Source organism: Methylobacterium sp. Leaf108, from assembly GCF_001423265.1.
Classification (GTDB): domain Bacteria; phylum Pseudomonadota; class Alphaproteobacteria; order Rhizobiales; family Beijerinckiaceae; genus Methylobacterium.
Map to the genome: position 1 here is coordinate 105064 of NZ_LMND01000012.1, position 17485 is coordinate 122548.

16 protein-coding genes are annotated in these 17485 nt (G+C 67.9%); 8 read left to right on the forward strand and 8 right to left on the reverse strand.

Features of this window, described 5'->3' with window-relative positions; all coding sequences use genetic code 11:
• Window positions 1–110: 110 nt before the first annotated feature.
• A complete protein-coding gene (locus tag ASF39_RS08715; protein ID WP_056282839.1) occupies window positions 111–1199 on the reverse strand; it encodes a GTP-binding protein in 1089 nt (362 codons plus the stop codon).
• Between the two features lie 51 nt (window positions 1200–1250).
• Complete coding sequence (locus tag ASF39_RS08720) at window positions 1251–2765, reverse strand: D-alanyl-D-alanine carboxypeptidase family protein (protein ID WP_056282843.1); 1515 nt, start codon at window positions 2763–2765, stop codon at window positions 1251–1253.
• 298 nt (window positions 2766–3063) lie between these two features.
• Here ASF39_RS08720 and queE point away from each other — a divergent pair, with 298 nt between their 5' ends.
• The 5 genes from queE to ASF39_RS21140 all read left to right on the forward strand — a co-directional run bounded on the left by queE (window position 3064) and on the right by ASF39_RS21140 (window position 6917).
• Window positions 3064–3696: a 7-carboxy-7-deazaguanine synthase gene (gene queE, locus ASF39_RS08725; protein ID WP_056282845.1), complete on the forward strand. Its 633-nt coding sequence runs from the start codon at window positions 3064–3066 to the stop codon at window positions 3694–3696.
• Window positions 3697–3746: 50 nt separating this feature from the next.
• The gene (gene queD, locus ASF39_RS08730) at window positions 3747–4103 is read left to right on the forward strand and encodes a 6-carboxytetrahydropterin synthase QueD (protein ID WP_056282848.1); all 357 of its coding nucleotides are present in this window, start codon (window positions 3747–3749) and stop codon (window positions 4101–4103) included.
• 4 nt (window positions 4104–4107) lie between these two features.
• Window positions 4108–4815 (forward strand): 7-cyano-7-deazaguanine synthase QueC, encoded by a 708-nt coding sequence (gene queC, locus ASF39_RS08735; RefSeq protein ID WP_056282850.1) that lies wholly within the window; start codon window positions 4108–4110, stop codon window positions 4813–4815.
• A 92-nt stretch (window positions 4816–4907) separates the two neighbouring features.
• On the forward strand, window positions 4908–5984 hold the full coding sequence (locus ASF39_RS20385) for a DUF262 domain-containing protein (RefSeq protein WP_156648435.1): 1077 nt from the start codon (window positions 4908–4910) through the stop codon (window positions 5982–5984).
• 9 nt (window positions 5985–5993) lie between these two features.
• Complete coding sequence (locus ASF39_RS21140; protein WP_156648436.1) at window positions 5994–6917, forward strand: hypothetical protein; 924 nt, start codon at window positions 5994–5996, stop codon at window positions 6915–6917.
• 29 nt (window positions 6918–6946) lie between these two features.
• On the opposite strand, the gene ASF39_RS08740 is transcribed toward ASF39_RS21140, so the two are convergent.
• The 3 genes from ASF39_RS08740 to ASF39_RS08750 are packed head-to-tail and all read right to left on the reverse strand — an operon-like array spanning window position 6947 to window position 10265.
• Window positions 6947–7417, reverse strand: a complete 471-nt coding sequence (locus ASF39_RS08740; RefSeq protein WP_056282854.1) for a secondary thiamine-phosphate synthase enzyme YjbQ — start codon at window positions 7415–7417, stop codon at window positions 6947–6949.
• Window positions 7414–9231, reverse strand: coding sequence for a cisplatin damage response ATP-dependent DNA ligase (locus ASF39_RS08745; RefSeq protein ID WP_056282856.1), 1818 nt, complete (start codon window positions 9229–9231; stop codon window positions 7414–7416). The genes ASF39_RS08740 and ASF39_RS08745 overlap by 4 nt, the downstream gene beginning before the upstream one ends.
• Window positions 9228–10265, reverse strand: coding sequence for a ligase-associated DNA damage response exonuclease (locus ASF39_RS08750; protein WP_056282860.1), 1038 nt, complete (start codon window positions 10263–10265; stop codon window positions 9228–9230). Before ASF39_RS08750 ends, ASF39_RS08745 begins: the two co-directional genes overlap by 4 nt.
• A 63-nt stretch (window positions 10266–10328) precedes the next feature.
• On the opposite strand from ASF39_RS08750, the gene ASF39_RS08755 reads away from it, so the two are divergent.
• On the forward strand, window positions 10329–11288 hold the full coding sequence (locus tag ASF39_RS08755) for a methyltransferase domain-containing protein (RefSeq protein ID WP_056282863.1): 960 nt from the start codon (window positions 10329–10331) through the stop codon (window positions 11286–11288).
• Here ASF39_RS08755 and ASF39_RS08760 read toward each other — a convergent pair.
• Window positions 11277–14597, reverse strand: a complete 3321-nt coding sequence (locus ASF39_RS08760; RefSeq protein WP_210168661.1) for a PAS domain S-box protein — start codon at window positions 14595–14597, stop codon at window positions 11277–11279. The genes ASF39_RS08755 and ASF39_RS08760 overlap by 12 nt on opposite strands.
• A 548-nt stretch (window positions 14598–15145) precedes the next feature.
• Between ASF39_RS08760 and ASF39_RS08765 the strand changes: the two genes are divergently transcribed.
• A complete protein-coding gene (locus ASF39_RS08765; RefSeq protein ID WP_156387759.1) occupies window positions 15146–15946 on the forward strand; it encodes a YoaK family protein in 801 nt (266 codons plus the stop codon).
• An 8-nt stretch (window positions 15947–15954) separates the two neighbouring features.
• Here ASF39_RS08765 and arfB read toward each other — a convergent pair whose 3' ends face one another.
• Together arfB and ASF39_RS08775 are read right to left on the reverse strand one after the other, a co-directional pair.
• Window positions 15955–16377, reverse strand: a complete 423-nt coding sequence (arfB, locus tag ASF39_RS08770; protein WP_055887845.1) for an alternative ribosome rescue aminoacyl-tRNA hydrolase ArfB — start codon at window positions 16375–16377, stop codon at window positions 15955–15957.
• An 18-nt stretch (window positions 16378–16395) separates the two neighbouring features.
• Window positions 16396–16680 (reverse strand): BolA family protein, encoded by a 285-nt coding sequence (locus ASF39_RS08775; protein ID WP_055887842.1) that lies wholly within the window; start codon window positions 16678–16680, stop codon window positions 16396–16398.
• A 117-nt stretch (window positions 16681–16797) separates the two neighbouring features.
• Between ASF39_RS08775 and ASF39_RS08780 the strand changes: the two genes are divergently transcribed.
• Window positions 16798–17424, forward strand: coding sequence for a DnaJ domain-containing protein (locus tag ASF39_RS08780; protein WP_056282869.1), 627 nt, complete (start codon window positions 16798–16800; stop codon window positions 17422–17424).
• The last annotated feature ends 61 nt before the right edge of the window (window positions 17425–17485 follow it).

Below are 17485 nucleotides of genomic sequence, written 5' to 3' on the forward strand. Positions count from 1 at the left end.
GATGTCTCGATCCGGGACGCCGCCGCCGTCACGGCGCGTCCCTCACCACCCGGGTACCAAGATCGATGCCGGCTTGCCGCCGACCGGGACCGGGACCGCCGAAGGCCGTTTCAGCCGCCGGGGATCGCCAGGGGGTTGGCGGTGAGCGCCGCCGCGTCCGGCGCGTCGAGGCGCGGACGGCCGAGGAAGGCGTCCCACAGACCCTGGACGAAGGCGGTGTCGAGGTCGCGCACGATCAGGACGAGACGGGAGCGGCGATCGGAATCCGGCCAGGCCTCGAGGACCACGGGGGTATGGATGATGTGCTGGACGCCGTGGACGACGACGGGGCGATCGGGCGAATCGGCGAGTCCGACCAGTCCCTTCAGGCGCAGCAGCTTGGGGCCGTGGGCCGAGCGCAGCAGATCGAGGAACATCTCGAACGCCGGGCGCGGCACCGGTGTCTCGCTCGTCAGCGTGAAGGCACGGATCGCCGCGTCGTGGCGGTTCACGTCGTGGTGGTGATGCCCATGATGGTGGTGGTGGTGGTCCACCGCCTCCGCACCGAGCCAGGCGCGCACGTCCGCGCTCTTGCCCTCGACGCCGAACAGCCCTCCGAGAAGATCGGCCGCGGCGACGTCGCCCTCGTGGATGCCGGCGCCGGGGTTGAGGGCGGCGAGCCGCCCGCGCAGGGCCGCCCCGCCATCGCGGGCGAGATCGGCCTTGGCCACGACGATCCGGTCGGCCACCGCCGCCTGGCGCAGGGCCTCGGGATGGGCGTCGAGGGTGGCCTCGCCGTTGACGGCATCGACCACGGTGACGACGCCCTGCAGCCGGTACCGCATCACCAGATAGGGGTGGTAGATCAGTGCGTGCAGGATCGGCGCGGGGTCGGCCAGGCCCGTCGTCTCGATGACGACCCGGCGGAACGGCGTGACGCGGCCGTTGTCGCGCTTGCGCAGAAGGTCCTCGAGGGTGGCGATGAGGTCGCCGCGCACGGTGCAGCACAGGCAGCCGGCGCCGAGCAGGATCATGTCCTGGTCGACCGATTCGATCAGGAGGTGGTCGAGCCCGATCTCGCCGAACTCGTTGACGATGACCACCGTGTCGGCCAGCGCCGGGTCGCGCAGCAGGCGGTTCAAGAGGGTCGTCTTGCCGGCTCCGAGGAAGCCGGTGAGGACGGTGAGCGGGATCGGGTCCGGGCGGCGCGCGTCTGTCATGCGGATCGCCTTACGCTGGTTTTCCCGCCCCCGTCACCCGCGCCCGGGCGCTCAGTCGCGCGCGGCGCGCCCGGCGGCGGCCTTGGTCGTCCCCGGTTTCTCGGGCTTCTTGTCGCCGGCTTTGGCCGCCGGTTTGGCCGGGGTCGCCTTGGCCGGGGTCGCCTTGGCCGCATTCGGTTTGGCCGGCTTGACGGCCTCTGCCTTCACCTTCGCGCCGCCCGCCAGGACGGGCGTGGTCTCCACCGCGGTGTAGGCGCTGGCGGACGCGGGCGTTCCGGGCCGTGTCTTGACGGTCGCCTTCGCCGTGCTCGAAGCGGGCTTGTCCTGGATCGCCCGGGTCTTCGCCTGCTTGGCCTCGCGGGCCGCTTCGCGCTTGGCCTTGCCCTCCTCCAGCTTGGCGGTGCGGGCGGCGGCCTTCTCGGCCTTGTCCGCGTCCTCCTGCTGGCTGAGGGCGATGGCGCCCTCGGCGGGATCGCGGCCGATCCAGACCAGGATCGGCTGCAGGGGCGCGCGCGGGGGCAGCGCGCGGTTGCGCAGGGCGGCACTGTTCATGGTGGCGAAGGCGAGGGCGGCGGGGAGCGGCGAGACCGAGGCCATCAACTGGGTGTTGGCCTGGTCGGCGGCGGCGCCGGCGACCACGGCGGCCTGGCCGGAGTCCACCGGCATCGGCTTGCGGCGGTCGCAGATGTAGGGGCGCATGTCCGGCGGCTCGGAGATCGCGGAGGTCGGCAGCGTCTCGAGGGTCGCGGCCCCCCAGCCGGGCGATTGGGTGAAGCCGTAGTCGAACAGGTCCGCCGCCTTGATGTCGCGCTCGCGCGCGCTCGGCTGGCCCATCACCACGGTGATGATGCGCCGGCCGTTGCGGGTGGCGCTCGCCACCACGTTGAAGCCGCCCGAGCAGATGAAGCCGGTCTTCATGCCGTCGGTACCGGCGTAGCGCCCGAGCAGGCCGTTGTGGTTGGCCATGACGGAGCGGCCGAACTGGATGGCACTGATGGAGAAGAGCGGGCGGGAATCGGGGAAGTCCCGGATCAGGGCGCGCCCGAGCACGGCCATGTCCCGCGCCGTCGTCCACTGGCGTGGGTCGGGCAGTCCGTGCGGGTTGGTCCAGCGGCTCTCGCGCATCCCGATCCGCTGGGCCGTCTCGTTCATGGCGGCGGCGAAGCCCTCGACCGAGCCGCCGAGGTTCTCGCCGATCGCGTAGGCCACGTCGTTGGCCGACTTGACCATGATGATCTTGAGGGCGTTGTCGAGGGTGAGCTGGGTGCCCGGCTTGAAGCCCATCTTCGAGGGCGGCTCGGCCGCCGCCTGGGGCGAGATGGTGATCAGCGAATCGAGGCTCACCTTGCCCTGGCGGACCATGTCGAGGGCGACATAGGCGGTCATCAGCTTGGTGACGGAAGCCGGGAACCACGGGTCGGTGGCGCCCTGGGCATGGATCACCTTGCCCGAATCGACGTCCACCACCAGCATCGGTGCGGTGACCGCCTGCGCCGCACACGGCGCGAACAGGCCCGCCGCAGCGGTGAGCCCAAGGACGAAGCGCCTCAAGAATCGGTTCGACATCAGGCCTGTCTCGACGGGGACGATCGCGACGGGGCGGTCCCGTCGCGGCGTGCGGTCTTCGGATGGGGCGGCGTGCCCGCCCGGTCGTCCGGACGTGACCGCAGGGGCGATGACGGGTCCGCCGCACCCGCCACGAGGCCACTCCAACCCGTGTTCCGTGGCGAGAGCATGGCGAAGATGGCCGCCCCGCGCGGCCATGCACAGGCGGGTGTGGTGGCGTCGGCCCCGCGCGGGGTCTATGGGCTCGCACTCGACCGGCCACGTCGGCCGGCCCTATCGACCGTTCTACGGGAACGCGATGTCCTACGCCGTCAAGGAACTCTTCCACACGCTCCAGGGCGAGGGCGCACAGGCCGGGCGCGCCGCCGTGTTCTGCCGGTTCTCGGGCTGCAACCTGTGGTCCGGCCGGGAGGAGGATCGCGCGGATGCCGCCTGCCGCTTCTGCGACACCGACTTCATCGGCATGGACGGCGACGGCGGCGGGCGTTTCGCCGACGCCGACGCGCTGGCCCGGGCCATCGCCGCGACCTGGGGCGGCGGCGACCACCACCGCTACGTGGTCTTCACCGGCGGCGAGCCGCTGCTGCAACTCGATGCCGCCCTGATCGACGCGGTCCATGCCGCCGGCTTCGAGATCGCCGTGGAGACCAACGGCACCCTCGCGGCGCCAGCGGGGATCGACTGGATCTGCGTCAGCCCCAAGGCCGGCAACCCGCTCGTACAGACGAGCGGCCACGAACTGAAGCTGGTCTATCCGCAGGCCGGGTTCGATCTGGCGGCGCTCGCCGCCCTCCCCTTCCGGCATCACTGGCTCCAGCCGATGGACGGGCCCGACCGCATCGCCCATACGCGGGCGGCGGTGGAGGCCTGCCGCGGCGACGCCCGCTGGCGCCTGTCGCTGCAGACGCACAAGATCATCGGCATTCCGTAGCGGGCCGGCGGGTCGGAAACAGGTCGTCCGAATCAGGTAGAGTGCGTGTCATGAAGATCACCCAAGCCTTCACGTTCGAGGCGGCCCACCGCCTGCCGCACGTGCCCGAGAGCCACCGCTGCCACCGCATGCACGGCCACTCCTACCGGGTCGAGCTGACCCTGACCGCGCCGGTCGATCCCCATACCGGCTGGGTCGTCGACTTCTTCGACGTCGAGACCGCCTTCGCGCCGATCCTGGCCCGGCTCGACCACTACTGCCTCAACGAGGTCGAGGGGCTGGAGAACCCCACCGCCGAGCACATCGCGGCCTGGATCTGGCATCGCACCAAGCCGTCCCTGCCGGTGCTGTCGTCGGTGCGGGTGTTCGAGACGCCGATGTCCTGGGCCGAGTACGAGGGCGACTAGCGCCATGACCGACGAGGGCGCCCTGGTCCTGTTCTCGGGGGGACAGGATTCCACCACCTGCCTCGCCTGGGCGCTGGCGCGCTACCCACGCGTCGAGACCCTGGGCTTCGAGTACGGCCAGCGCCACCGCATCGAGATGGACTGCCGCGCCCGGCTGCGGACCGGCATCGCCGCCCTCGATCCGGCCTGGGCGGCGCGGCTCGGCGACGACCACGTGGTCGCCCTCGATGCGCTGGGCGCGATCTCGGAGACGGCGCTCACCCGCGACACCGCCATCGCCATGGCGGCGGACGGGTTGCCCAACACCTTCGTGCCGGGCCGCAACATCGTCTTCCTGACCTTCGCCGCGGCCCTGGCCTATCGCCGCGACCTGCGCCGCATCGTCGGCGGCATGTGCGAGACCGATTTCTCCGGCTATCCCGATTGCCGCGACGACGCGATCAAGGCGCTGCAGGTGGCGCTCAACCTCGGCATGGACCGCCGCTTCGTCCTCGAGACCCCGTTGATGTGGATCGACAAGGCCGCAACCTGGGCGCTGGCGAAGGCCACCGGCGGCCAGGGCCTGGTAGAGCTGATCGTCGAGGACACCCACACCTGCTACCTCGGGCAGCGCGGCGAGCGCCACGACTGGGGCTACGGGTGTGGGACGTGCCCGGCGTGCGAGCTGCGGGCGAAGGGGTATCGAGCGTTTATAACGGAGACGACAGACTGAAACGTCTTCTAGCGTAGAATTGTTCGCGTAGTAGGACTCTTTCAAGGAAATGCAATTAGAAGATGATTTAACCAAATTAGCAGGAGAGACCTTTGGCACTCGGAAGCGCAGCAGAAATTGAACGCCGATTCGAGCAATCCCAAAATGACCTAGTTTTGCAAACGTCGGATTTTTCACTTCAAGGTTTGAAGGAGATGGTTGATAGCGAGATTATCGATCTATCTCCGAAATATCAGAGGAGAGAGCGTTGGGAGGTCGAGCGTCAATCTGAATTGATCGAGTCGTTTCTCTTAAATGTTCCCGTTCCTCCGATCTATCTCGCAGAAGAAGAGTATGGCGTATATTCAATAATTGATGGAAAGCAAAGAATTTCAGCAGTTTCTGACTACTTGAACAATGCATTTGCTATTAAAGGTTTGACTGAGTTTCCAGAGTTAAATGGCGCGCGTTTTCGAGATCTTCCGAAAACACTCCAAAGCGCACTTCGTGTTCGCCCCTATTTGCGCGTAATTACACTTTTGAAGCAATCTCACCCACGGCTAAAATATGAGGTATTCATTCGATTAAATCGCGGGGGGATTCGATTAAATAATCAAGAGATAAGAAATGTCGCATTTCGGGGAAATGCGAACGATGCAATTTATACAGCTGGAGAAAACATCCTTTTAAGATCTGCGCTAAAAATAGATGGTCCAAAATCCGCTGCTTTCCAGCAAATGCAAGACGCTGAATACGTTCTACGCTTTCTGACGCTGCGTCAATCTTGGGAAAATTTCTCCGGAAGCCTTTCTCAGTCGATGGATGAGTTCATGATGACACATCGTGACGTCCGAGGAGCGGAGCTAGAAGCACTTATTTCACCATTCGAAAACGCAATAAGTAGAACAGCGTCGCTTTGGGGGGAAATGGCATTTCAGCGATGGGATGGTCAGCGCTGGCGTCAACAGGCGTTGGCAGGATTGTACGATGCTGAAATGATTGCTTCTTCCCTGATCAGCAACGAACAAGTGAATTTGATATCAGGAGAGCGGCCACGACTTATTGAAGAAACAAAACGCCTTTTCTTAGATTCTGAGTTTGAGGAGGCAGTACGGCTTGGAACAAACACTCCATCAAGGATCAAATTGAGGATTGAAAAAGTCCGCGATATGCTTCTGAATTTAGCGTGAGTACAGATCATGAGTATAGCTCGCGGTGAATTTCTGAGAAGCCTTGAAGGAATAAATGAGGCAATAAGTCTCGAATATTTGGCTCAGGGCGCGACGCAAACCACAATTACACCGGGAGTATTTGTTCTCCGTCGCGGCATTCTCATTTCCAGTTTGATTGCACTGGAAACATTCGTCAGAGATCGAACGGTGGAAGCGCTCCGAACTCTTGAGCGCTGGCCATTATCCTATGAAGATCTTCCAGAAAAACTGCGAATAGCAGCAAGACTAAACGCATTATCAAATCTTCAACAATTCGCGAAAATGTTAAAACGTCAAGAAGAAGATTTTGAACTAGAACTTAGAACTGAAATATCCAAAATGGCCTCAGGACATGGCACAGTTCAGCAATTTAGTAAATTTGTCGCGGGAGACTATACTGGTAATATATCGGACCTTGGATTGAAAGATCTTTTATCGAGCTTGCAAGTTGCGGACTGCTGGAATACATTCCGGACGTTTGTTTCTGATGCCGGCATCGGCGTACCTTCAGTTCAAGAGCTCGTAAAAGGGATAGTGCGAAAACGCCATCGTAGCGCACACTCTGCAAGCTATTCTCCAAATGCCGGAGATATAGTGAACTTAAGCACTGACCTTTTATGCGTTGGCCTTTGTTTCGATGCATCAGTTTCATCCTCAATGGAGCAATCGCTATTTGCTGCCGATCAATGGTCAGACGGAAAATGCAAATGGCGTGATGGAGTAAACCTCTATTTCGCTGAGCCATACAATCGTCGAGTACGCGTACTCAAGTCTGGCCAAGCAAGGGCTTTCCGAATTGCAAATGATCTTACCGAAGCAAAACTCTCGATTCCTCGGGCAACTCCTGGACAAATTTCTCTTTTGATTGAAAGAGATATGTCAGGGAGACCGGTTAAATGGGATATCATGTAAATTTTTAATGATAAATTTTTAAAACGAATCTATAATCCACTAATATAAAAAATGATTTCTCGCCGATGCGGTCGATCCCGGTGCTCGATCAGGTAGATCCCCTGCCACGTCCCGAGACCCATCCGGCCGCAGACGACCGGCACGGCGATGCTCGCATCCGTCACCATGGTGCGGATGTGGGCCGGCATGTCGTCCGGCCCCTCGCTCCCGTGGACATAGGCTCTGTGGCGCGGCGCCAGCCCGTCCAGCGCCGTCATCAGGTCGGTGCGCACGTCGGGATCGGCGTTCTCCTGGATGGTGAGGGAGGCGGAGGTGTGCCGGCAGAACACCGTCAGCAGACCCTGCGTGATGCCGCTGCGGGCCACGAAGGCCGCGACCGCCTCGGTGATCTCCGTGAACCCCGGACCGGGCGTCGCGACGGCGATGCGGGCGCTCGCCTGCCGCGAGACCGCTCCGTCCGAAAAGTCGGTGATGTCTCCGATCCTGCCCTCGCCCGTCATCGCGTCTCCTCGCTCATGGCGGCACCCGGCGCGATCTCACGCTCGCCCCGCGCCAGGATGCGCTCCAGCACGTCGATCCGGTCGGCCTCCGCCGAGGGCTTGTCCCAGCGGATGCGGCTGACGCGTGGAAAGCGCATGGCCACCCCCGACTTGTGCCGGGTGGAGCGCTGCACGCCCTCGAAGGCGATCTCCAGCACCAGCCCGGTCTCCGGCCCGTAGGCGACCTCGCGCACCGGGCCGAACCGCTTCGTGGTGTTGTTGCGGACGTAGCGGTCGAGCTTGGCCAGTTCGGCGTCGGTGAAGCCGTGGTAGGCCTTGCCCACCGGCACCAGTTCCTCGCCGCCGCCCTCCACCGTGCGCCAGCAGCCGAAGGTGTAGTCCGAGTAGAACGACGAGCGTTTCCCGTGCCCGCGCTGGGCGTACATCATCACCGCATCGACCACGTGCGGTTCGCGCTTCCACTTCCACCAGGGCCCCTTGGGCCGGCCGGGCAGGTAGGGGCTGGTGCGCCGCTTCAGCATCACGCCCTCGATGGCGTCGGCATCCGCCCCGGCCCCGGCCGACGCCGGATCGGCGCGCGCCGCGGCCAGGTCCTCCCAGGTCGCGAAGGGCACCAGCGGCGACAGGTCGATGCGGGCGTGGTCGAGGCCGCCGACGAAGGCCTCGAGCCGGGCGCGCCGCTCGGTGAAGGGCATCTCGCGCAGGTCCTCGCCATCGGCCGTGAGAAGGTCGTAGGCCCGCACGTGGGCGGGAAACTCCTCCAGCAGCTTCCCCGTCACCGACTTGCGGTTGAGCCGCTGCTGCAGGACGTTGAAACTCTGGACGCGCTCGTCACGCAGGATCAGCAATTCGCCGTCGAGGGTGCCCTCGAAGGCGATGGCCTCGGCGAGGTCCGGAAAGGCACCGGAGATGTCCTCGCCGGTGCGCGAGTAGATGCGTGCCACCTGTGTGCCTTCGGCGTCGCGCCCGCCCGCAAGCTGGACGCGGATGCCGTCCCACTTCCACTCGCCGGAGAAATCGGCCGGGTCGAGCTTGTCGAAATCGGTCTCCTCCTCGATCGGGTGCGACAGCATCGGCGGCCGGAACGGCGCCGGGTTGAGGGTCTGGGGCCGTTCCCCCCTGCCCTCCACCCAGGCGAACAGGGTCGCGTAGGGGGGCTCGAGCCCGTGCCAGACCTCCTCGACCGCATCGGCCTCGTGCCCGCCGAGCGCCCCCACCGCGGTCTTGGCGAGCCGCGCCGAGACGCCGACCCGCAGCGACCCGGTGATGAGCTTCAGCAGCGCCCACCGCCCGGTCTCGTCGAGGGCATCGAGCCAGTCGGCGATGTGGCCGGGGAGATCGGACTTCTTCGTCGTGGCGAGGGTGTCGACGACCTCCCCGAGGGTGGGGATGTGGGGCGGCGGGTCGTTGTGGCCGATCGGGGGGGGACTCCCCTCTCCCTCGTGGAGAGGGATCGGGGTAGCCGAGCGCCCCCGGGCTGCGCCGAGCGGAACCACACCCACCTCCACCGTCTCCCCACGAGGGGGAGGAGAGGCCGCCGAGGGTCCCGGCCAGATCAGCGCCGTGGTCTCGGCGAGATCGCCGACGTAGTTGTACGACAGGCGGAACAGCACCGGGTCGATCCGCGCCTCCACCAGCCCGCGGATCATCCCCGCCTTGGCCTCGCGGAAGGTCAGCCCGCCGGTCATCGCGGCCAGCGCGTAGCCCCGCTCGGGATCGGGGGCATGGGCGAAATAATCCTGCAGCAGGCGCAGCTTGGCGTTGCGGCGCGGCTCGTAGGCGAGCCGGTCGAGGAGATGGGCGAAGTCGTTCATGCCGCGACCTCGGCCGCCGGCTCGGCTTCGCCCTCGTCGCCGTAGCCGAGCATGTGGAGGGGCTTGGCCGCGATGCCCTGCGTCCCGCACCAATGCACCAGGGCGTCCTCCTGGCCGTGCGTCACCCAGACCTCGCCCGCACCCGTCTCGGTGATGGTGCGGCACAGGTCGGGCCAGTCGGCGTGATCGGAGATCACGAGGGGCAGTTCGGCGCCCTTCTGCCGGGCGCGGGCCCTCACCCGCATCCAGCCCGAGGCGAAGGAGGTCACCGGATCGGGAAACTTTCGCGACCACACGTCCTGGATCGCGGACGGCGGGCACAGCACGATGGCGCCCTGGAGCTTTGCCCGGTCGGCCGCCACCACCTTGGGCGTATCGCCCAGCGGGATGCCCTCGCGCTTGTAGAGATCCGTCAGCTTCTCCATGGCGCCGTGGAGATGGATCGGCCCGTCGTAGCCGGCCTGCCGAAGCAGCGCCATCACCCGTTGCGCCTTGCCCAGCGCATAGGCCCCGACGATGTGGGCGCGCTCGGGAAACAGCGCGACGGAGGCCAGGAGCCTGTCGACCTCGCCCCTGGTGTCCGGCATCCGGAACACCGGCAGGCCGAAGGTCGCCTCGGTGATGAAGACATCGCATGGCACCACCTCGAACGGCAGGCAGGTGGGATCGGGCGCACGCTTGTAGTCGCCCGACACGACGACGCGCAGGCCACCCGATTCCACCGCGATCTGGGCGGAGCCGAGGACGTGGCCGGCGGGCACGAAGCGCACGGTGACGTCGCCGATGCGGATCGGCTGGCCGAGCTGCGCCTCCTGGCGCGTGTCGCAGAACGCTTCGCCGTAGCGCACCGCCATGATGCGCAGGGTCTCCCCCGTCGCCAGCACCCGGCCGTGGCCGGACCGGGCGTGGTCGGCATGACCGTGGGTGATGAGCGCCCGCGGCACCGGCCAGGTCGGGTCGATGTGAAAATCGCCGCCCGGGCAGTACAGGCCCTCGCGGGTCAGGGTGAGGAGATCGCTGGCGCTTGGGGTCATGGTCGCGGCTATGTAGGGCGATCCGGAACAGGCCGCGACCCTCCCACCCATGACCCCAGCACGATGACCCCACAGACCTCGTCCGGCGATCTCCTGGCCGACCGCCGCTACGGCTACGGTGCCGCCTGCCTCGCGGAGGGCGACGTCGCGGCCGCCGCCGAGATGGCCGAACAGACATTGGAACGGGCGCCGCGCTTTGCGCCCGCCTGGTTCCTGCTCGGCCGTGCCAGGGAGGCGCAGCATCGGGCGGGTGGTGACGAGGGCGCGTTCCATGCGGCGCTGCGCGCCTACGCCAACGCCCTCGATCTCGACCCGGAGGATGGGCAGGGCGCCCGTCTCCACCTCGCGCGGATGGGCGAGGGCGCGGCGATGGAGGCGATCACCCCGGCCTACGTCCGCGCCCTGTTCGACGGCTACGCGCCGCGGTTCGAGCGCCACCTCGTGGACGACCTCCACTACCGGGGTCCGTCCATGCTGGTGGCGGCCCTGGACCGCGCCGCCGGGGCGGCGGCCCCGTTCGCGGTCGCACTCGACCTCGGCTGCGGCACCGGGCTGGTGGGCGAGGCCCTCGGCGGCCGGGTCGCGCATCTCACCGGCGTCGACCTCTCGCCGGGGATGCTGGCACACGCCGAGCGCGCCGGGCGCTATCGCCGGCTGGTGGCCGGGGACCTGCGCAGCTTTCTCGCCACCGAACCGGCGGACGCCTTCGACCTCGTCGTATCGGCGGACGTCTTCATCTACGTCGGCGATCTGGCAGCGGCCCTCTGCGCCATCGCCCGCGTCCTGCGGGTGGGGGGCTACGCCGCCTTCACCGTCCAGTCGCCCCCCGGCCCGGGTGTCGAGCTGGGGCAGGATGGGCGCTACGCCCACGGCGAGGGCGCGCTGTCGCAGGCCATCGCGGCGGCCGGTCTCGATCTGCGCCTCGCGGAGGAGGCCGCGATCCGGCGCGAAAGCGACGCCGACGTGCCCGGCCGCGTCGTCGTGCTCCGGCGCCCCGATCCCGGCGCGGCCTCACGCCCGTGAGGCGCTCGCGACGGGCGCGGCGGGACCCGGACCGCCGCCGGGCTCGCGATCGCGCAGCCAGCGGTCGATGGTGGCGTAGAGGTCGTCGCGCCTGAACGGCTTGCCGACGTGGTCGTCCATCCCGGCCTCGCGGAAGCGACGGATCTGCTCGGGCAGCACGTTGGCGGTCATCGCAACGATCGGCAGCCTCGGCCCGGGCCCGGCCATCCGGCGGATGAGCTTGGTCGCCGTCATGCCGTCCATGCCCGGCATCTGCACGTCCATCAGCACGAGGTCGTAGTCGTTGTCCTGCACCGCGACGAGGGCGGCGGCACCGTCGCCGACCACGTCGAGGGTATGGCCGGCCGCCTCGATGATCACCCGGGCGAGCTCCTGGTTGATCTCCACGTCCTCGACCAGAAGGAGGCGTCCGGTCCTGCGCGGCGGCGCGCCGGCCTCGCCCGCGGTCGGGCCCGCGCCGAGGTCGAGGCGCCCGCGCGGCAGCGTCACCGTGAACCAGAAGGTCGAGCCCCGCCCCTCCTGCGAGAACACCCCGATCTCGCCGCCCATCAGCTCCACGAGGCGCCGGCAGATGGCGAGGCCGAGGCCGGTGCCGCCGAAGTCGCGCTTGATCGAACTGTCGGCCTGGCTGAAGCGCTTGAACAGCCGCGCCTGCTTGTCCCTGGGGATGCCGATGCCGGTATCGGTGACGGCAAAGCGCAGGCGCTCGCCGGTGGCCAGACTCGCCTCGTGCCGAACCACGAGGGCGACATAGCCCTCCTTCGTGAACTTCAGGGCGTTGTTGAGGAGGTTGAGCAGGATCTGGCGCAGGCGGGCCTCGTCGCCCACCAGGACGCGCGGCAGGCCCCGATCGAGGTCGACCGTGATCTCGACGTCGCCACCGCGCCGGGCGCCCCGGGTGATCGACAGGCAATTGTCGACGAGGGCGCGCAGGGGAAACGGCCGGGGATCGAGCTCGACCGCCCCGGCCTCGACCTTCGAGAAGTCGAGGATGTCGTTGACCACGGTCAACAGGGCCGCGCCCGAGGATTGCACCAGTTCGGCATGGCGGCGGACATCGTCGGGCAGGGACTCGCGCTTGTCGAGGATGAGACCGCTGAAGCCGATGATCGCGTTGAGCGGCGTGCGGATCTCGTGGCTCATCGAGGCCAGGAAGTCGGTCTTGGCCTCGTTGGCGGTATCGGCGTGGGCGCGCGCGAGCTCCGCCATCTCCTTGGCGAGGCGCAGTTCCTCGCCCTGCCTGTGCCGGTCGGAGACGTCGCGCAGGGAGCAGACCAGGCCCTGCGGCGCCCCTGTCGCCTCGTCCCGCACGAGCTTGACGAGGTTCTCGACCCAGACCCAGTGCCCGTCCTTGTGCCGGATGCGATAGGTGATCGCGTCGCGGTCTTCCGGCACGGCTCCGGCGAACAGGCGTCCGGCGCCGTCGCGCACCGCCTGGCGATCGTCGGGGTGGATGCCCTCCAGAACGTCGACGCCGGTCAGTTCGTCGGCGCCGCAGCCGAACAGCGCGATGCACGACGGCGAGATGTATTGACGCCGGAGATCGCCGTCGATCCGGGTGATCACGTCGCTCGTCGTCTCGGCGAGCAAGCGGTAGCGCCCCTCGCTCTCGCGCAGGGCGTCGTCGCTGCGCTTGCGGTCCATGATGTTGCGGACCGAAGCGATGAGACCGGCCGGCGCTCCGGCCTCGTCGCGCAAAAGCTTGATCGAGGCCTCGACCCAGACCCATTCGCCCGACCGGTGGCGGAGGCGGTTGGTGTTCACCACCCGGTCCCTGGCACCGGAGGCCAGTTCGGCGAAGACGCCCGACAGCCCCTCGACATCGTCGGGATGGACCATCTGCTGCGGGCTCGTGCCGACGAGGTCGTCGGGTTCGTAGCCCAGGAGATCGCGCGAGCCCGGCGAGACGAACAGGCGCCGCCCCGTCAGGTCCATATGGGTGATCATGTCGGTGCTGTGGTCGGCCAGCAGCCGATAGCGTGCCTTGCTCTCGCGGACGGCACGCTCGGCCTCCCTTGCGGTCCGCTCGGCCGCCTTGAGATGGGTGATGTCGCGGGCGATCGCCACGAGGCGATCGGTGGGGCGGTTCCCATCGACGATCGGAGTGATCAGCACCTCCACGTGGAGCGGATTGCCCTTGGCCGTCACGGTCTCGCCCTCGATCCGTGCCGACCCGGTGGCGCGCGCCTCTGCGAGCTTGGCCCGGACCGCGTCGTGCATCGCCTCCGGCCACAGGTCGAGGTACGGCTTGCACAGGATCGCGGCGGGATCGTCGACCTCCATGACGCGCAGGCCGTTGCGACTGACGAACTCCAGGTTGCCGTCGGCGTCGATCACCTCGATGCAGTCGCCGGAGCCATCGATGACGCCGCGCAGGAACGCTTCGCTGTCCTTGAGGGCCTGCGAGGCCTGCACCAGGGGCGCCACGAAGATGCGTTTGCCGGCGAGCCAGATCACCCCTGCGAGGATGGTGGAGATCGCCAGCAGCAGCAGGCCGCCGCGCACGAGCTGCGCGTCGATCGGCGCCAGGACCGTCGCCCGGCTGAGCCCGACCATCAGGCGGGCGTCGGTTCCCGGCAGGCGGCTGTGGCCGAAGACGCGTTCGGTCCCGCGGATGTCGCGCCCTTCGTAACGGCCGTTCTCGACGGCGAGGGCCGCCCTGACGTTGTCGAAGCCGGACAGGTCCTGGCCGACGATCCCGGGCAGCGAGGGGTAGCGGGCGAGGCCGCGTCCGCTGCCGTCCACCAGGAGGACGGTGGCGTCGTTCTTCTGGCCCACCGCCTTGGCCAGGTCGTCGAACCAGTTCAGGTCCAGCGTGGCCATGACCGTCCGCGGTCTCTCCCCGGCGACAGCGGCGGCGACCGGCAGGGCCGCGGCCACGGTGGGAGCCTTGCGGGAGAGGGTGACGTAGAAGTCGCTGACGCTGAAGGCGCCCGCGGCCATCGTCTTGAGATACCAGGCGCGCTGCGACACATCGAGGCCCAGCGTTCCTTCCACCGTCGAACAGGTGATGCGCCCTGCGGAGTCGACGAGGAAGAAGGCCGAGGCCCACGGTCGATCGAGGCGGACCCGATCGAGGAAGGTCTTGCAGGTGGCCGCATCCCGTTCGACCACCGCCGGCACCCGCGACAGCAGGCCGAGGGTGGTCCGCGCCTCGTCGATGGTGTCGCGGTAGCGCTCGACTCCGTCCTGGGCCGCCTCGTGGACCCGGTCGACCGCCGCGGCGATGCGTTGCCGGCGCTGCTGGTACAGCTCGTTGAGCTGGACGGCCGACAGCGGCACGAGCGTGGCGGCCACCAAGAGAGCCAACCGCGTCCGGATCCCGAACCGGGCGGACAGGGGCGTCCGGCTCGGCACGGCGTCGGCGGATGCCGCAGAATGCCCGGCGGCTTTCATGTCACTGTCGTTCCCCGGTGCCCGGACGGCCTCGTCGTGCCGGGAAAGTGCCGCGCGGCCGTACGCGCAGGACGATGTCTCGGATGAGGGTCGGCCAGCGCCTTGCCGTGCAACCCTCGGTGCCTTCGCTCTAGCAGGTACGACGATCCCTACCAGACCGTTGACGGGCGCTCGCTCCCGCGGTCGCTCGGCATGCGGCCTAACCCGATCGGCCGAGGGCGTGGGGACGAGGAGTTCGCTCCCCCCCGCTCGCGACGGTCCGCGCCCTGCGTGATGCAACCGGTTTGCGGTATCTCTGTTGCTAAGCTGGCCCGCGTCGGCCGGCCGATGCCTCCCCCGCTCGCAGCCCGGTTCGTCGCCGGGGAAGGGGGCAGGACGGCCATACGGCCTTTCGGCCCCTGCCGTTGTCGATCGAGCGGATCCGGGGCCGGCGGCACCCCGGGACATTTTTGGAGCACCGGATGGCAGACCAGAACAACAAGTCGTTTCCCGCCAGCGGCAAGACGCGGATTCCCCTCGCGCTCGCCCTCTCGGGCCTGGCGGGCTGCGCCGACTCCATCGGGTTCCTCGAATACTCGCAGCTCTTCATGTCGTTCATGAGCGGCAACACCACCCGGTTCGGGGTGTCGGTCAGCCTCGGCGACTGGGAGAGCACCGCCCGCGTCGCGTCCGTGATCCTGATCTTCTGCTTCGGGGCCTTCGCCGGGACCCTGATCGCGGCCTGGGTCGGCCAATGGCGCCTGGCGGTGCTCCTGTCGCTGCAGGCCCTTCTGCTCACCGCGGGCCTCGTGATGCCCTACGGCACCTTCGCCTGGCCGCTGCACGCCTACCCGATCGTCCTGGCGCTCGGCCTCCAGAACGCGACCCTGCAGGACGAGGCCGGCCGCAGCCTGGCCCTCACCTACGTCACCGGCGCGGTGGTGCGGTTCGGGACGGGGCTCGCCAACCTGCTCCTGCACAAGCCGGCCCCCTCGTTCTGGATCCAGGCGCCGTTGTGGGGTGCCCTGAGCGCCGGCGCGGTGGTCGGTGGCGTCCTTCAGAACCGCTACGGCGAGGACGCCTTCCTGGTCCCGGCCGCCCTGGCGGGCGTGCTGGCCGTCATCGCCCTGGTCATGACGCTGGCAAAGCCCGGCAGCGCCTACGTGACGAGCGCCTCGGCCCCCGCGCCGGATGCCCCGGCCAGCGCTCCGCCGGTCGGCGCCCCCGCCCTCGACAAGCCCTACGACGTCGAAGTCCACGGCTCGCCGGGACGCCGCCCCTGATCGGAGCCTCAGTCGCCGCCGGCCTCGCCGCGCAGGCGTTTGGTGGCGCTGCGCTTCGACTTGTCGTCGAGGCGCCGCTTCTTCGACGCCAGCGTCGGGCGGGTGGCCCGGCGCGGCGTCGGCGGCACCGCCGCCTCGGCCACGAGTTCGGCGAGGCGCTCGCGGGCGTCGGCGCGGTTGCGGTCCTGCGTCCGGAACCTTTGGGCGCTGATGACGATGACGCCGTCCACCGTCAGGCGCCGCCCGGCCAGCCGCATCAGGCGCACGGCCACCGCGTCCGGCAGGGAGCTCGAGCGGCGGGCATCGAAGCGCAGTTGCACGGCGGTGGAGAGCTTGTTGACGTTCTGGCCGCCGGGGCCGGAGGCGCGGACGAAGGTCTCCTCCAGCTCCGCCTCGTCGATGGCGATGTGGGGGGTGCATTGCAGGACCATCGGCACTCCCCCGCCGGTTCAGGCGGCGTCGGCCGGCGTGCGGGCGCGCACGGCCAGGGCGTGCAGCCCGCGCTGGAAGGCGGGCTCCAGGAGGGCGTTGACGAGGCGATGACGCTCGACCCGGCTCTTGCCCTCGAAGGCCGCGGAGACCACGTCGAGCCGGAAGTGTGTCTCACCCGCCTCCCGCCAGCCGCCGTGGCCGGCGTGGAGATGGGATTCGTCGACGACATCGAGGCTCACCGGCGTCAGCGACGCCTCCAGCGTCCGGGCGATCCACGCCTTCAGCGTTTCTGTCTCGGCCATCGTCACCCTCTTTTCGGTCCCCGCACCGGCTTACCGGCGTCAACCCCCGATGTCGGCATGCGTCATCAGGCCCGGCGCCCTTGTGTCCCCGGGCGCCCCCCTCATAATCGCCTTGTCATGGATCTCAACTCGCGCCTGTTCGACCGTATCCGCATCAAGCCGACCTGCGACGAGCCCAAGGCGGCCGCCGCCGCGTCGTGCGAAACGCCCGGCTGCCAGAACGCCGGGCTCTATCGCGCCCCCAAGGGGCGCAAGGCGGAAGGCCAGTACTGGCGCTTCTGCATCGACCACGTGCGCGCCTACAACGCGACGTACAATTATTTCGACGGCATGAACGACGCCGCGGTCCAGGCCTATCAGAAGGACGCGGTCATCGGCCATCGCCCGACCTGGGCGATGGGGGTCAACCCCGCCACCCGCGCCGGCAAGACCGACGCGCCCGAGGCGAACCGCGATTGGGCCTACGTCGACCCCCTCGGGGTCCTGCGGTCGGAAGGCGTCGGCGCCAAGACCCGGCGCGCCGCGCCCGAACCGATGCGACCGCGCCATTCCGCCAAGGTCCTGCGCGCCCTCGACGTGCTCGGGCTCGACGAGGGAGCCGATACCGCCGCCATCAAGGCGCAGTACAAGGTGCTGGTGAAGCGCTTCCACCCGGACGCCAACGGCGGCGACCGGTCGTTCGAGGAGAGGCTGCGCGACATCATCAAGGCGCATGACACCCTGCGCGCGGCCGGCCTGTGCTGACCGGTCGGACCGTCCCGGCACGATCGATGCACGCCCGCCGTTTTCCGGGCCGGGTACGGTA

Excerpts from the sequence above, each read along its gene's own strand:
- queE (WP_056282845.1), top strand. The coding sequence starts at position 3,064 with ATGTCCTACGCCGTCAAGGAACTCTTCCACACGCTCCAGGGCGAGGGC.
- ASF39_RS08715 (WP_056282839.1), bottom strand. The coding sequence starts at position 1,199 with ATGACAGACGCGCGCCGCCCGGACCCGATCCCGCTCACCGTCCTCACC.
- ASF39_RS08750 (WP_056282860.1), bottom strand. The coding sequence starts at position 10,265 with ATGACCCCAAGCGCCAGCGATCTCCTCACCCTGACCCGCGAGGGCCTG.
- ASF39_RS08745 (WP_056282856.1), bottom strand. The coding sequence starts at position 9,231 with ATGAACGACTTCGCCCATCTCCTCGACCGGCTCGCCTACGAGCCGCGC.
- ASF39_RS08755 (WP_056282863.1), top strand. The coding sequence starts at position 10,329 with ATGACCCCACAGACCTCGTCCGGCGATCTCCTGGCCGACCGCCGCTAC.
- ASF39_RS21140 (WP_156648436.1), top strand. The coding sequence starts at position 5,994 with ATGAGTATAGCTCGCGGTGAATTTCTGAGAAGCCTTGAAGGAATAAAT.
- arfB (WP_055887845.1), bottom strand. The coding sequence starts at position 16,377 with ATGGTCCTGCAATGCACCCCCCACATCGCCATCGACGAGGCGGAGCTG.
- ASF39_RS08740 (WP_056282854.1), bottom strand. The coding sequence starts at position 7,417 with ATGACGGGCGAGGGCAGGATCGGAGACATCACCGACTTTTCGGACGGA.
- queC (WP_056282850.1), top strand. The coding sequence starts at position 4,108 with ATGACCGACGAGGGCGCCCTGGTCCTGTTCTCGGGGGGACAGGATTCC.
- ASF39_RS08765 (WP_156387759.1), top strand. The coding sequence starts at position 15,146 with ATGGCAGACCAGAACAACAAGTCGTTTCCCGCCAGCGGCAAGACGCGG.
- ASF39_RS08720 (WP_056282843.1), bottom strand. The coding sequence starts at position 2,765 with ATGTCGAACCGATTCTTGAGGCGCTTCGTCCTTGGGCTCACCGCTGCG.
- ASF39_RS08775 (WP_055887842.1), bottom strand. The coding sequence starts at position 16,680 with ATGGCCGAGACAGAAACGCTGAAGGCGTGGATCGCCCGGACGCTGGAG.
- queD (WP_056282848.1), top strand. The coding sequence starts at position 3,747 with ATGAAGATCACCCAAGCCTTCACGTTCGAGGCGGCCCACCGCCTGCCG.
- ASF39_RS08780 (WP_056282869.1), top strand. The coding sequence starts at position 16,798 with ATGGATCTCAACTCGCGCCTGTTCGACCGTATCCGCATCAAGCCGACC.